The sequence below is a fragment of the Streptomyces sp. BV286 genome (genome assembly GCF_019090165.1).
GTDB lineage: Bacteria > Actinomycetota > Actinomycetes > Streptomycetales > Streptomycetaceae > Streptomyces.
Genome location: NZ_JAHRIB010000046.1, coordinates 1 through 14,158, shown reverse-complemented (window position 1 = coordinate 14,158; position 14,158 = coordinate 1). Strand labels below are relative to the sequence as shown.

8 protein-coding genes and 1 pseudogene are annotated in these 14,158 nt (G+C 74.4%); 7 read left to right on the top strand and 2 right to left on the bottom strand.

Translation table 11 applies throughout. From position 1 onward, the window contains the following. Nucleotide 1: 1 nt before the first annotated feature. The 3 genes from KUF83_RS06335 to KUF83_RS06325 all read left to right on the top strand — a co-directional run bounded on the left by KUF83_RS06335 (nt 2) and on the right by KUF83_RS06325 (nt 4,403). The gene (locus tag KUF83_RS06335) at nt 2-1,414 is read left to right on the top strand and encodes a PP2C family serine/threonine-protein phosphatase (RefSeq protein ID WP_217453563.1); all 1,413 of its coding nucleotides are present in this window, start codon (nt 2-4) and stop codon (nt 1,412-1,414) included. Between the two features lie 115 nt (nt 1,415-1,529). Next, nucleotides 1,530-2,876: a VWA domain-containing protein gene (locus KUF83_RS06330; RefSeq protein ID WP_217453562.1), complete on the top strand. Its 1,347-nt coding sequence runs from the start codon at nt 1,530-1,532 to the stop codon at nt 2,874-2,876. Between the two features lie 120 nt (nt 2,877-2,996). After that, nucleotides 2,997-4,403 (top strand): FHA domain-containing protein, encoded by a 1,407-nt coding sequence (locus tag KUF83_RS06325; protein WP_217453561.1) that lies wholly within the window; start codon nt 2,997-2,999, stop codon nt 4,401-4,403. Between the two features lie 162 nt (nt 4,404-4,565). On the opposite strand, the gene KUF83_RS06320 is transcribed toward KUF83_RS06325, so the two are convergent. Continuing rightward, entirely contained in the window at nt 4,566-5,552 is a 987-nt protein-coding gene (locus KUF83_RS06320; RefSeq protein ID WP_217453560.1) for a methyltransferase domain-containing protein, read from the bottom strand. Nucleotides 5,553-5,766: 214 nt separating this feature from the next. Between KUF83_RS06320 and KUF83_RS06315 the strand changes: the two genes are divergently transcribed. The 4 genes from KUF83_RS06315 to KUF83_RS06300 all read left to right on the top strand — a co-directional run bounded on the left by KUF83_RS06315 (nt 5,767) and on the right by KUF83_RS06300 (nt 13,774). Beyond that, nucleotides 5,767-6,171 (top strand): globin, encoded by a 405-nt coding sequence (locus tag KUF83_RS06315; RefSeq protein ID WP_217453559.1) that lies wholly within the window; start codon nt 5,767-5,769, stop codon nt 6,169-6,171. Nucleotides 6,172-6,356: 185 nt separating this feature from the next. Next, the gene (locus tag KUF83_RS06310) at nt 6,357-9,845 is read left to right on the top strand and encodes an ABC transporter permease (protein ID WP_308402926.1); all 3,489 of its coding nucleotides are present in this window, start codon (nt 6,357-6,359) and stop codon (nt 9,843-9,845) included. 1 nt (nt 9,846) lies between these two features. Next, entirely contained in the window at nt 9,847-12,750 is a 2,904-nt protein-coding gene (locus KUF83_RS06305; protein ID WP_217453558.1) for an FtsX-like permease family protein, read from the top strand. A gap of 46 nt (nt 12,751-12,796) precedes the next feature. After that, nucleotides 12,797-13,774: an ABC transporter ATP-binding protein gene (locus KUF83_RS06300; protein ID WP_217453557.1), complete on the top strand. Its 978-nt coding sequence runs from the start codon at nt 12,797-12,799 to the stop codon at nt 13,772-13,774. Nucleotides 13,775-13,828: 54 nt separating this feature from the next. Here the strand turns inward: KUF83_RS06300 and KUF83_RS06295 are convergent. After that, a pseudogene (locus KUF83_RS06295) lies at nt 13,829-14,158 on the bottom strand (hypothetical protein); the annotation flags it as partial.

Here is a 14,158-nt window from a genome sequence, read left to right as displayed (position 1 = left end):
CATGTCGCAGATGCCCCAATTGGCCGCCTGCCCCAGCTGTGAGGAACCGCTGGAGTCGGGAGACCGTTTCTGCGGTGCGTGCGGGTACGACCTGTCGGCCGTACCAGCGCCGCCGGACGACAACCCCACGATCGCGATGAACGGCTCGGCGGCACAGCCTCCCCCGGCGGTCGCCTCCGTGGACTGGCCGGTCGCACCCGAGCCGGCCGGTTCGGACACACCGGCCGCCATGGTCCTGCCGACGGATCTGGAGGGACGCGAGTCGGGCGGCTCCGACGGCCCGGGCGTACGGTTCGACCGGCCGGCCCAGCCGTCCGCACCGGCACCCGCACCGGCACCGGCACCGGCACCACCGCATGCCCAACCGCCCGCCCAGTCCTCGGTGCACGGGCCGGCCCAGGCGGCGGAACCGGACGAGTACCCGCTCGCCGCTCCCCTGCCTCCCGAGGCGCAACCGGCTGATCCGCGGGCGGCCGACGTCGCGACGGCGGGTGCCGGTCTGAAGATCTGCGTGGCCTGCCGCGCGGGCCAGGTCGACCGGGACGGCTACTGCGAGAACTGCGGGCACGCCCAGCCGCGCGAACGCGACCACATGGAGCAGGAACTGGACGCGATCGCCGCGGTCAGCGACCGCGGTCTGCGCCACCACCGGAACGAGGACGCGTTCACCGTCTCCACGACCGCGCTGTCCGACGGCTCGCCCGCGGTCGTCGCGATCGTGTGCGACGGCGTGTCCTCGGCGACCCGCCCGGACGAGGCCTCCCTGGCCGCCTCCCGCGCGGCCAACGAGTCGCTCCTGGCGGCCCTGCCCCGCGGCACCCACCCGCAGCAGGCCATGCACGAGGCGATCCTCGCGGCCGCGGACGCGGTCAACTCCCTGGCGGACCCCACCCCTGCGGCCCAGGAGCACCAGCCGCATGTGAACGCCCCGGCGTGCACCCTCGTCGGCGCGATCGTCACCCCCAGCCTGCTGATCATCGGCTGGGTCGGCGACAGCCGCGCCTACTGGGTGCCCGTGGACCGGACGTCGCCGCCGGCCAGACTCACCGAGGACGACTCCTGGGCGGCCCAGATGGTCGCCGCCGGCCTGATGAACGAGGCCGAGGCGTACGCGGACCAGCGGGCCCACGCCATCACGGGCTGGCTCGGCGCGGACGCCTACGAACTGGAGCCGCACACCGCTTCCTTCAAGCCGGACCGGCCCGGTGTAGTGGTGGTGTGCACCGACGGGCTGTGGAACTACGCGGAGGCGGCCGAGGAGATGGCCGAGGTCGTTCCGCCCGACGCCGCGGACCGGCCACTGCACAGCGCGCAGGTCCTGGTGGGTCACGCACTGGACGGCGGGGGCCACGACAACGTAACAGTGGCCGTCGTGCCGTTCCCGGCCCCGCCGCAGGGGGCAGGATCGGCCTGAGGCCGAAGCGGTACGAAACGGCATCGGCCTCGGCACGGCCAGGACCGGAGGGGACCGGTCCGCCTACCGACATCACCCACACCCTGTGGGAGTCCTGAGGGGGAGCAGAGAAGGCATGGCCAATTTCTCGAAGTCGAACGTGCCCCAGTTCTCGGTTGAGGTGTACCAGAACGAGTACCTGCCGGAGGGCGGGCGCGAGGTCAACGCGATCGTGACGGTGACCTCCACCGGCGGCGGCACGATCGGGAGTGCCGTCGCGGCACCCCACCTCTACACGCCGGGGCAGGGCCCGGACGCGGCCGTGGCGATCATGGTCGACTGCTCCGGGTCCATGGACTACCCGCCCACCAAGATGCGCGGCGCCAGGGACGCGACGGCCGCCGCGATCGACGCGCTGCGCGACGGCGTGCACTTCGCGGTGATCGGCGGGACGCACCTGGCCAAGGAGGTCTACCCGGGCGGCGGCGGGCTCGCCGTCGCCGACGCGCAGACCCGTGACCAGGCCAAGCAGGCGCTGCGCAAGCTGAGCGCGGGCGGCGGCACGGCGATCGGCACCTGGCTGAAGCTCGCCGACCGCCTGCTGTCCTCGGCGGACGTGGCCATCCGGCACGGCATCGTGCTCACCGACGGCCGCAACGAACACGAGTCGCCCGAGGACCTGAAGGCCGCCCTGGACGCCTGCGCGGGCCGCTTCACCTGTGACGCGCGGGGCGTCGGCACGGACTGGGAGGTCAAGGAGGTCACCGGTATCGCGTCCGCGCTGCTCGGCACCGCCGACATCGTGGCCGACCCGGCGGGCCTGTCCGCCGACTTCACGCAGATGATGGAGACGGCCATGGGCAAGGAGGTCGCGGACGTCGCGCTGCGGCTGTGGACCCCGCTCGGCACGTCCATCAAGTTCGTCAAGCAGGTCGCGCCCACGGTCGAGCAGCTGACCGACCGGCGCACCGAGGCGGGGCCGCGCGCCGGGGACTATCCGACCGGGTCCTGGGGGGACGAGTCACGGGACTACCACGTGTGTGTCGAGGTCCCCGAGGCCGGCATCGGCCAGGAGATGCTCGCCGCCCGTGTCTCCCTGGTGATCCCGCAGGGCGACGGCACGGCACAGTCACTGGGCGCACAGGGGCTCGTACGGGCCGTGTGGACCGACGACATGGCGGCGTCCACGTCGATCAACCCGCAGGTCGCGCACTACACGGGTCAGGCGGAACTGGCACAGGTCATCCAACAGGGCCTGGATGCCCGCAAAGCGGGAGATGCCGACGGGGCAACGGCCAAGCTGGGCCGCGCCGTTCAGCTCGCCAGTGCCTCCGGAAACGCGGATACGGCGAAACTGCTTGCGAAGGTGGTGGACGTGGTCGATGCCGCGGCGGGTACTGTGCGATTGAAGGCGAAGGTCGCGGAGGCCGACGAGATGACTCTCGAGACACGGTCCACGAAGACTGTTCGCGTGAAGAAGTAGAGAAGAAGCAGAGCGGTACGCGCACGACTCGTAGCAGTGAGTGACGCGCGGCAGTACGTAAGCGGTTCGTACGCATTGCGGTCCCCCGTGGGCCGGAACTGGAGAGGGGGAAGCGCCGACATGCCGACCTGCCCGAACGGACACCAGTCGGGTTCCGACGACTGGTGCGAGGTCTGCGGTCACCGCATGGCCGGTGCCGTGCCCCCGCCACCTCCGCCGCCCCCGGCGGCCGGTTACGGCTATCCGCCGCCCGGTTCGCCCCCGCCTCCCGGCCAGGGCGGCCGCCCCCATCTGTCCGCGGTGCCCGACCCGGCGCCCGAGGCGGAGCTGTGCCCGCAGTGCCGTACCCCGCGTGAGGGAGGGGCGCCGTTCTGCGAGGAGTGCCGGTGGAACTTCCTGACGAACACCGCGACCTCGTACACCCCGGCCGCCCCGCGCCCTCCGGGTCCCGGCCCGGGACCCGGCCCGGGACCCGGCCCCGGTGGGCCCAACCCGGCGCTGCATTTCCAGCAGCAGCAGCCCGGGCAGGCCGGTCCCACCCACGGTGGATTCGACTACCAGGGCTCCCGGCCCTCGCAGATGAACCGGCCCGCGGAGCCGATCCCGCCGTTCGGCGAGAACCCCTCGGGCTTCCCCGGTGATCCGTCACGGCCGGGTCCGCCGCAGCCCGGCCCCGGCGGCCAGGGACCCGGTGCCCCCGGCGGCTACGGCGGGCCCGGAGGCCACGGTGGACCTCCCGGTGGCCCCAACGGATTCGGCGGACCCGGTGGTCCGGGCGGCCCTGGTGGCCCTCCCGGCGGACAGGGCGGTCCGGGCGGTCCGGGCGGGCCCGGTGGACCGAACGGTCCTGGCGGCGGCCCCGGCGGTCCTGGCCCCGGTGCCCCGCAGGGCTTCCAGCAGGCCGGCCCGCCGGCCCCGCCCGGGTATCCGCAGGAGACCGGGCGGCCCCAGGCACCGGGCGGCCCGTCCTTCGGGGGCGACGACGACTGGGTGCTCCCGCCGCCGACGACCGGCGGTCCCGGTGGGCCCGGCGGCCCCGGTGGCCCGCCCGGCCCCGGTGGTGGTTACGGCTACCCGCAGCCGGGCTCGACGCAGGCACCTCCCGGGTACCAGCAGCAGCCGCTGGCGTGGAGCATCACCATCGGACCCGACCGTGACTACTTCATGGCGATGATGCAGCGCTCCGGGCCGGAGGCAGCGGGTCTGAACCTGCCCGCGTACTCGCCGGAACAGCAGCGCCCGCTCATCGGGAACCAGATCACGATCGGCCGCCGCCGCCACTCCACCGGGGACACCCCGGACATCGACCTGTCGGTGCCGCCGGAGGACCCGGGCGTCTCGCACCAGCACGCGGTCCTCGTGCAGCAGCCGGACAGCAGCTGGGCGGTCGTCGACCAGAACTCCACCAACGGCACCACGGTCAACGGCGCCGAGGAGCCCATCCAGCCCTTCGTCCCCGTGCCACTGCAGGACGGCGACCGGGTTCACGTGGGCGCCTGGACGACGATCACGATCAGGCGGGGCTAGCCTCCGGGGCCGAGGCCCGGCCCCGGTGCCCGTCGGACGCCGCAGGGCACCGGCGGGCGCCCGAGCCGTCGCGTCCGGCACCGGGTCGGCCGTTCGGCTGCCCGGTACAAGGCCGGCCATTCGCCTGCCCGGTCCCGGGCGGGAAGCAAGGTCCGACGGCGGCTAGGGCAGTGGCCAGGTGTGCGGCCCCTCGGGGTCGTCCAGCCACGCCCACGTGCGGCCTTCGCCGACCGTGATCCCGTACCGCTCGCGCACCGGCCAGGTCTCGTGCTCCCACAGCGCGTACGCCTCGTCGGGGGCGAGGCCGCCCGCTGTGAGGGTCAGCAGGAACCGGAACAGCTCGTGGTCCCTGGCGCGGCGCGGCAGGCCCTCCAGGCCCGCGTCCGGGAGCTCCGGTTCGGTCCGCGTGCCGCCGCGCAGGGGTACGAAGTAGGCGGAGGTGTGCAGGAAGCGGCCTTCCGCGTGCCCGGTGTCCCGCACCCGCAGGGCGATCAGGCCGGTGGCGAACGGTGCGAGGATCCGGGCGCCGGGCCGGCACTGGGCGAGCCAGGTACGCGGGATCGCACTCAGCGTGCAGGTCGCGATGACCCGGTCGAAGGGCGCCCGCTCGGGGCAGCCGCGCGCTCCGTCGCAGGTCACGACGGTCGGATGGCGGCCGGCGGCGGCCAGGTGCCGCCGTGCGGACTCGGTGATCTCCGCGTCCAGGTCGACCGTGGTGACCAGGTCGTCGCCCAGGCGGTGGGAGAGCAGCGCCGCGTTGTATCCGGTGCCCGCGCCGATCTCCAGGACCGCGTCCCCGTCCCGTACCTCCAGCTCGGTCAGCATCTTCGCCATCAGCGAGGGCTGGCTGCTGGACGACAGCAGCTCACCGTCGCGCACACGTGTGGCCAGCGGGGCGTCCAGGTACGCACCGCGCACCCAGTCCTCGCGCCGGCGCGGGATGGGGTCCTCGCCCCATCTGCGCTCGTAGCCGCCCAGCGCGCCCACGTAGTAGTAGGGCACGAAGAGGTGGCGCGGAACGCTCTCGAAGGCGTCCCGCCAGACCGGGTCGGCGTCCCAGGCGCCGCTCGCGTCGATCTCGCGCACCAGTGCCGCCCGCGCCGTGGCGGCGAGGTCGTCCAGCCCGTGGTCGAGGGCGTGCGCGCTCATACCTCCACTGTGCTGCGGGACGGGCCGGGAGGCGAGGCCGGGGGCGGCGGGCCCGGAATGCGGCCTCCGACAGCGGTGGTCCTAAGCCTCAGGTCCTCGGTCGGCCGGTCTGAGACCATGGACAGCGTGCTGCATTTCCCGGGGGACGACCCCGGGACCCCCGGCCGGAACGACCAGGGGCTGACCGGAGCGACCTTTGTGAGGGCCAACTGACGTGAAAGAGATTCGGCGCGGCACGCTTCAGGAGGAGACCTTCTACGAGCAGGTGGGCGGCGAGGAGACCTTCCGGCGCCTGGTCCACCGGTTCTACGAGGGCGTCGCCGAGGATCCGCTGCTGCGGCCCATGTATCCCGAGGAGGACCTGGGCCCGGCCGAGGAGCGCTTCATGCTGTTCCTGATCCAGTACTGGGGCGGCCCGACCACGTACAGCGAGAACCGCGGGCACCCCCGGCTGCGGATGCGCCATGCCCCCTTCGCCGTCGACCGTGCCGCGCACGACGCCTGGCTGAAGCACATGCGGGTCGCCGTCGACGAGCTCGGTCTCTCCGAGGAGCACGAGCACACACTGTGGAACTACCTGACGTACGCGGCGGCTTCGATGGTGAACACGGAGAGCTGAACAGGACCGGCTGACGCGCGCATTCCGGTCGCGCGTCGCCGGAATCCGGTCACGATCCGGTCAAACCCGGTTCTGAAGCGCTTTCCCGCGGCCCCTCCTCTCTGACAACATCACCGGACATCCCGAAGATCCGGGGTGTCCGGGATACGGCGGGGGGCCGGGTGACGGGGTTCGTCTTTTCGCGCGTGCGGGCGCACCGCCTGCTGCTGGCCGCCGCGCTGCTGACCGTGCTGCTGACCACGGCGGTACTGGCGACCCTGACCGCGTACTCGGGCGCTATCGGCGACGCGGCACTGCGCCACTCGCTCCTCGACCCGGCGGGCACCGCTTCGGAGAGCGCCGCGGCCACGACGCTGGTCGTCAAGGCCGATGTCCCTGCGCGGGAGCGCGAGGCCGCCGACAAGGCCGTACGCGACGGGGCCCGGCGCACCTTCGACGGACTGCCGGTGACACTGCGGACGCTGACCCGGTCGGGCCCCTACGCCCTGCCGAAGTCCCTGCAGCCGCCCGCCGCCCGGTCGAAGGACCCGGATCTCACGCACTTCGCGGCGCTGGACCGCACCCAGGTACGGACGGTCGAGGGACGCCTGCCACGCGCCTCGGGCGGGAGCCGCGAGATCGAGGTGGCCCTTCCCGAGGCGGCCGCGCGGCGGCTGGCGCTGAAGCCGGGGGCGTTACTGACGCTCGTCGACCGCTTCGACGGGCCGGACGTGCGGATCCGGGTGAGTGGCCTGTACCGGCCCGTGCGCCTCGCCTCGCCCTACTGGCAGTTGGACGACCTGCGCGGACGCGGGGTCAGCAGGCTCGACTTCACGACGTACGGCCCGCTGCTCGCGGACCCGGCGGTGTTCGCGGCGAAGGGGACCGGCGGGCAGGGGCCGTCGGTGAGTTCCGGGGCCACCGCCTGGCTGGCGTCCGCCGACTTCTCGGAGCTGACGACCGGGCGGATCGGTGCCCTGCGGGACGCGGCGCTGGACGGACCGCGTTCACTGCTCAAGTCCCCCTCGCTGCACGGCACCACCGCGGTCACCACGTCGCTGCCCGAGGAACTGGAGCGGGTCGAGCGGTCGTTGCTGGTCTCCCGCTCGACGCTGCTGATCGTCGCCCTCCAGCTCGCGCTGCTCGCCGGCTACGCGCTGCTGCTCGTGGCCCGGCTGCTCAGTGTCGAACGGGCGGGTGAGACAAGGCTGTTGCGGGCGCGGGGCGCTTCGCGGGGGCGGGTGGCCCGGCTCGCCGCGATGGAGGCGTCGCTCCTCGCCCTGCCCGCCGCGCTGTGCGCGCCGCTGCTCGCCGGGCCGTTGACGAGGCTGCTGGCCGGACAGGGGTCGCTGGCGCGGATCGGCCTGCGCCTGGACACCTCGGTCACGGCCGGCGCGGTGTGGTGGGCGGCGGCCGCGGTCGCCCTGGGCTGCGCCCTGGCGGTGACGGTGCCCACGCTGACCGCACGAGCCGACGGCCCGGGTGGCGGCCGGGCCCGCTCGCTCCCGGCGCCGGTACGGGCCGGTGCGGACGTCGGCCTGCTGGTGATCGCGGCCGTCGCGTACTGGCAGCTGAGCCGGCAGACCTCCGGTGCCGTCTCCGGCGGTACCTCCGGGGCGCTCGGCTCCGACCGGGCGGCGGGGGTACCCACCAACACCCTCGGCATCGATCCCCTTCTCGTCGCCGCCCCGGCACTCGCCCTGCTGGCCGGAACCGTGCTCACCCTGCGGCTGCTGCCGCCCGTGGCCCGTCTCGCCGAGCGGCGCGCGGCGAGCGGCCGGGGTCTGCCGACGGCACTCGCGGGCTGGCAGTTCAGCCGTCGCCCGATGAGGGGCGCCGGGCCCGTCCTGCTGCTCGTCCTCGCCGTCGCCATGGGCATGCTCGCGATCGGCCAGGGCTCGTCGTGGGACCGCTCGCAGGACGACCAGGCGGACTTCCTGGCGGGCACGTCCGTGCGGGTGCTCGCGGGCAGCGAGGACGGGCTGGCGCGGGCGGGGCTCTACGCCGACCTCGACGGCGTGCGCGGGGCCGCCCCGGCGATGCGTACGACGCTGCCGCTGTCCGGCAACCGCACGGCCGCGGTGCTGGCGCTGGACACGGCGGGCGCCGGGACGGACTCCGCCGCGGGGCCCGGCAAGGGCTCGGGCAATGGCTCGGGCTCCGGAGCGGGCTCCGGTTCCGCGGACACGGAGACGGACACCGACACGGACGCCGCCGCGATGCTGATGCGCGGGGACCTGGCGGAGGAGCCGGTCAAGAGGATGCTGGCCGGGATCGGGCCGGGGCGTCCCACGCACACGGGCGTGCCCCTGCCCAAGGACAGCGAGCGGCTCGTACTGGCCCTGCGGATCCGGGCGAGCGAGCAGCGGCCGGACCCGGACTCCGCGGACCCGGCGGCCTTCCGCTCCGAGATGTCGGCGGACGTGACGCTGACGCTGGAGGACCGGTACGGCACGCCGTACCACCTGCCTGTCGGAGAGTTCCCCGCCGACGGCAGGACGCACCGCCTCACCGCGGACCTGGTGCCGGACGGGCAGACCCGCTCCGACCGGGCCGCGGAACCCCTCTCGCTGACCGGGGCACAACTGGACATGGCCCAGCCGACGGGCCGCGCGGAGGAACACCGGCTGTCCGTGGAGGAGTTGACGGCCACGCGAGCGGACGGGACGAAGCAGCGGCTGCCGGCGCCCACGTCGTGGCAGGCGGCGTCCAGCAGCGACAGCACCACGGCGGACCCCAAGGCGGGCAACACCCCGACCCGTCCGGACGTGGAGTCCGGGAGCCCGCTGACAGTGACGTACGGAACCGGTTTCATCCCCAGCGACGCCCCCTGGGAGACCTCGTCGCTGATGCTCCGGCTGCGGGCGGACCGGCCCCCCGCGCCCGAGGTCGAGGCCGTGGCGACCGACGACTTCCTGACGGCCGCGGGCGCCCGTACGGGGCAACGCCTGGACGTGCAGTTCGGCGGTTCGGCCGTGCCGGTACGGATCGTGGAGAGCGTGCGCGCACTGCCGACCACGGAGGACCCCGGCGCCGGGGACACCTCCGGCGGGGCGCTGCTGGTCGATCTCCGCTCCGTGAACCGGGTGCTGGACGAGCGGTACGGGAAGAGCGTCGCGCCCACCGAGTGGTGGCTGCGGACCGCGCCCGGCGCCGCCGCGCAGGTGGCGGCGGAACTGCGCGAACGGCCCGACGTCGAGCCGTCACAGGTGATCGTGCGGGACGAGATCGCCGAGCGGCTGCGGGACGATCCGTTCGGGGCGGGCCCGGAGGCGGCTTTCGCGGCGGCTTCCGTGGTCGCCGCCGCGCTGGCCGCCGTGGGCTTCGCGGTGAGTACGGCGGGATCGCTGCGGGAGCGGGGGGCCGAATTCGCCCTGCTCCGCGCCCTGGGTGCGCCGCGCCGCCAGCTGGCCCGCCTGATCGCGGCCGAGCAGGGAGTCCTGGTGGCGCTGGCGCTGGTGGTGGGAGTGGCGTTGGGGGCGGTGCTCAGCCGGGCGGTGATTCCGTTGATCGTGCTGACGTCCCGGGCCACCCGGCCGGTCCCGGAGGTGCTGGTGGAACTGCCCCTCGGGCGGGTCGCGTTCCTGCTGGCCGCCCTGGTGGTCGCACCGCTGATCGTCACCGGCGTGCTGGCGTTGCGGCGGGGCGACTCGACCTCGTCGCTGCGTGCGCTGCACGAGCAGGGAGGTGAGTGAGATGGGACAGCGTCGGACCTTCGGACCCAGAGGCGCGGACCGCCCCGTGGCGCCCTGGCTCCGCACCCGCCTGCGGGCGGCGCCCGGTACCGCCGTCGCCCTCGCACTGCTGGTGATGGCGACCGTCTGCCTGGCGGCGGCCTTCCCGCGTGCCATCGACCGTTACGAGGACGCGGGCCTGCGCCAGGCGGTCGTCGACGCGACGGCCCGCAGGTCCTCCGTACAGGTGTCGGCCCCGCCGCCCACCCTCGGCAGCACGCAGGGGGAACGCGAGTCGGTCCTGCGTCCGGCCTCGCTGCGCAAACAGTACGAGCGGATCCTGAACGTGCTCGAGCGGCCCCTGGTCGCGGATCCCGGTCAGTCCACGTACGGCGCCCGCACGACGAAATCCCTCGAGGCCGCCGAGAAGTGGCTGCCGCGGCCCAGCGGACTGCCCGCGCAGATGACCCTCGCCGCACACCACGGCCTCGCCGAACACGCCCGGCTGCGCGCCGGCCGCCTCCCGCGTGCCGAGGGCGGGGTGACCGCGTCGACCCCGGCGGTGGAGGCCGCGGTCACCACGGAGACCGCCGACCGCCTCCGGATCAAGGTGGGTTCGGTGATCCACGTACCCGCCGTGGGGCGGGCCCCGCTCGCCGTCCGCGTCACCGGCATCGTCGCCCCGCGCGACCGCGAGGGTGCGTACTGGGCCACTCAGCCCATCCTGCGCACCCCGGCGATCATGCGGCTCCCCACCCAGGGCGCCGAGCCGAGTACCTACTGGGTCGGTGCGCTCCTCCTGGCCCCGGACGCGGCCCCGGTGCTCCTCGGCACCCCCGGCGCCCCCGCGCGCTACTGGCAGCTGGCCCCCTCCCCCGCGGCCCTGACCGCGAGCGACCTGCCCCGTCTGGCGAGCTCGGTCGCCGCGCTGGAGTCCGGGCCGGGTCTGCTGAAGGTGCGCGAGTTCACCGACCCGGAGGCCGACGCGAGCACCGAGCTCGACGACGTCCTCACCTCGTACGCCGCGCTCCGGTCCGGTATCCGACCCCTCGTCGCCGTCGCCGCCTTCGGCACCGCCACGGTCGCCGTTGTCGTCCTGCTCATGGCCGGTGGCCTCACCGCCGACCGCAGGCGCCCCGAACTGGCCCTGCTGCGCGCCCGGGGCGCCTCCCTGCGGGGCCTCACCGCACGGTTGTTCGCCGAGACCGCGGTGGTCGCGGTACCGGCGGGTGTTCTCGGCCTCGCGGGCGCCCTGCTCGCCGTCCCCTACGGCCGCCTCTCGTACGCCGTGTGGACCGCCGTCGCCGTCGCGCTCCTCGCCTGCGCCATGCTTCCGGCGCGCGCCTGGGTCACCCACCGTGCCGTGCGCGTCCACGGGGCCCGCGAGGACCTCGCGTCCGTACGCCCCTCCCGGCGCCGCACCGTCGCCGAACTCACCCTGCTGGTGCTGGCGTCGGCCGCGGTGTTCGCCCTGCGGCGGCGGGGAACATCCGGGGAGTCCGCCGGGACGGCCGGGCCCGGCGAGCCGGCGAGCCTGGACTCCTCCGGCGATCAACTCGTCTCGCTCGCCCCGGTGTTGATCGGCGTGATCGCCGCACTCGTCCTGGTCCGGCTCTATCCGCTGCCGCTGCGCTGGCTGGCCCGGCCCGCCGGCCGGCTGCGCGGCGCGGTCGGCCACCTCTCGCTGGCCCGCGCGGGCCGCACCTCCGTCTCCACGGTGCTCCCTCTGCTCGCCCTCCTGACGGCGCTCACCACGGCCGCGTTCGGAGGATCGGTCCTCACGGGGGTCTCGGACGCGCGCGACCGGGCGGCAGTGCTGACCCTCGGAGCCGACGCGCGCATCGAGGCGATGGGCGCACTGCCGCGCGCCCTCCCGGACCGGATCCGCTCGGCACCCGGCGTCCGCGACGTCACACCGCTGAGCATCGGGTACGAGGCGAAGCCGGGGGCCGGGTTCGAGACGGTTCCTCTGGTAGGCGTGGAGCCCGAGGGGTACGCCCGGCTGGCGCAGCGGACGCGGCTGGGAGCCTTTCCGGCAGGCGAGCTGAAGGCCGAGGGCACCTCGCGGGCCTCGGGAAGCGGCGCTTCCACGGGATCGGGCGCGACGACTTCGACCGAGCCGGGAGCGGCAGGCCCGGCGGACGCGGACGGGTCGGGCGGCTCCCCGCTCCCCGCCCTCGCCTCCCCCTCCGTCGCCGACCGTTTCGGCACCCGGCCCTTCCCGGTACGCCTGGAGGACCGCAGCGAGATCACCGTCCGCATCACCGTCGTACGCGACCTGACGCCGGCCCTGGCGGGAACCGAGTTCCTCGTCGTGGACCGCGCCGGCCTCGGCGCCACCCCCGCGCGTCCGACCGCCCTCATGCTGACCGGCGACCACCTGGACGGGGGCGCCCTGCGCAAGGCCGCCGGAACCACCGCGGACGTCCAGCTGCGGTCCGAAGAACGCGCGCGGTACGTCGACTCGCCCCTCCAGTCCGGCGCGGAACGCGTCTACACGGTGGCGGTGGCGGCGGGCTCCGGATACGCCGTACTCGCGCTGCTGCTCGCCCTGATGCGCGCGGCGCCCGAACGCGCGGCACTGCTGGCCCGGCTGCGCACCATGGGCCTCACCCGGGGCCAGGGCCGCCGGCTCCTCGTACTCGAAGCACTGCCTCAGGCCCTGCTCGCCGCGGTGGGTGGCGCCCTGACCGGCTGGGCCGCGGTCCGTCTCCTGGCGCCCGGTGTCGACCTCACCGCCGTCGCCCTCGCCACCCCCGGCGGCGCCCCTCCTCCAGGCACCGCCGCGCTGCACACCGATCCGGTGTCCCTGCTGCTGCCCGCCCTCGCCGTGCTCCTCGTCGCCACGGGGATCGCCGCCGGCCAGGCGTGGTGGACGGGGCGGCGGGGATCGGTCAGGGAACTGAGAGCGGGAGACAGCCGATGACGAGCGCCCGAAGCCACCGGACGACAACCACCACCGGAGCCAACCGATGACGACCACCGATTCCACCGGCCCGGCCGACCCCACCTTCGCCGACCTCGCACAGCGCGCCGCCGACCGCCGCGACCGCCCCGCCTACGGCCACGACGCCCTGATCACCTGTGACCGGCTGGTCCGGATCTTCTCCGCGGACGGCGTGGAGGTACAGGCACTCCAGGGCCTCGACCTCCTTGTCCGCGAGGGCGAGCTGATGGCGCTGGTGGGCGCGTCCGGCAGTGGGAAGTCGACCCTGATGAACATCCTGGCGGGCCTGGACACCCCCACCGCGGGTGCCGCCCGGGTCGCGGGTCACGACCTGCTGACCATGGGCGCCAAGGACCGGTTGCGCTACCGGCGCGAGACCGTCGGGTTCGTCTGGCAGCAGACGGCCCGCAATCTCCTCCCCTATCTGACCGCCGCCCAGAACGTCGCCCTGCCGATGCAGCTCGGCGGCTCCCGCAGGCATCGTCGCACCCAGGCGCAACACGCCCTGGAACTCCTGGAGTTGCTGGAGGTGGCGGACTGCCGGGCCCGCCGCCCGTACCAGATGTCCGGTGGTCAGCAACAGCGCGTCGCCATCGCCGTGGCGCTGGCCAACGCCCCCGACGTCCTCCTCGCCGACGAACCCACCGGCGAACTCGACTCGCACACCGCCGAGCAGATCTTCGCCGCCTTCCGCACCGCGAACGAGCGCCTGGGCACGACGATCGTGATCGTCACGCACGACCAGTCGGTCGCCGGTGAGGTCCGCCGCACGGTCGCCATCCGCGACGGCCGCACCTCCACGGAGGTCCTGCGGCGCACGGAGGTCGACGCGACGACCGGCCACGAGACGGTGGTCGCGCGCGAGTACGCGATGCTCGACCGGGCCGGCCGGCTCCAACTCCCCGCCGAGTACACCGAGGCCCTCGGCATGCACGACCGCGTGGCCCTGGAACTGGAGCCGGACCACATCGGTATCTGGCCGGACGACAGCGAGCACCGCTGACCCGCCGGCGAAGGGGCCCGCCCGGACGCCCTTGGAACTCGGAACTTGGAACGCTCAGCGAACGCTGACGTCCAGCGCCCCGAGTCCCGCCCTGCGTACGGCGATCGACCCGTAGGGCGTCCGCAGTCTGAGCCACGCGCCCGACGAGAGCAGGCGCAGTACGGCCTCGTCGGGGGTGGTGGCTCGCGCGGGCCTCAGGAATCCCAGCGACTGAGCCGCGTGCGCGGCCCGTACCGGAAGCCCGGTGTCCCCGAGGGGCCGGGACCAGATCTCCCGCCCGATCCCGTCGAGTGCGGCCCGTGTACGGCTTTCGGGCGCCAACTCGTCGATACGCGACCGGAATTCGGCGACCACCGCGGCCACCGTCGTACGCACCGCGTCGAG

What these genes read in the sequence shown, in the direction of transcription:
- KUF83_RS06330 (WP_217453562.1), top strand. Translation starts at nt 1,530, where the DNA reads ATGGCCAATTTCTCGAAGTCGAACGTGCCCCAGTTCTCGGTTGAGGTG.
- KUF83_RS06320 (WP_217453560.1), bottom strand. Translation starts at nt 5,552, where the DNA reads ATGAGCGCGCACGCCCTCGACCACGGGCTGGACGACCTCGCCGCCACG.
- KUF83_RS06325 (WP_217453561.1), top strand. Translation starts at nt 2,997, where the DNA reads ATGCCGACCTGCCCGAACGGACACCAGTCGGGTTCCGACGACTGGTGC.
- KUF83_RS06300 (WP_217453557.1), top strand. Translation starts at nt 12,797, where the DNA reads ATGACGACCACCGATTCCACCGGCCCGGCCGACCCCACCTTCGCCGAC.
- KUF83_RS06305 (WP_217453558.1), top strand. Translation starts at nt 9,847, where the DNA reads ATGGGACAGCGTCGGACCTTCGGACCCAGAGGCGCGGACCGCCCCGTG.
- KUF83_RS06335 (WP_217453563.1), top strand. Translation starts at nt 2, where the DNA reads ATGTCGCAGATGCCCCAATTGGCCGCCTGCCCCAGCTGTGAGGAACCG.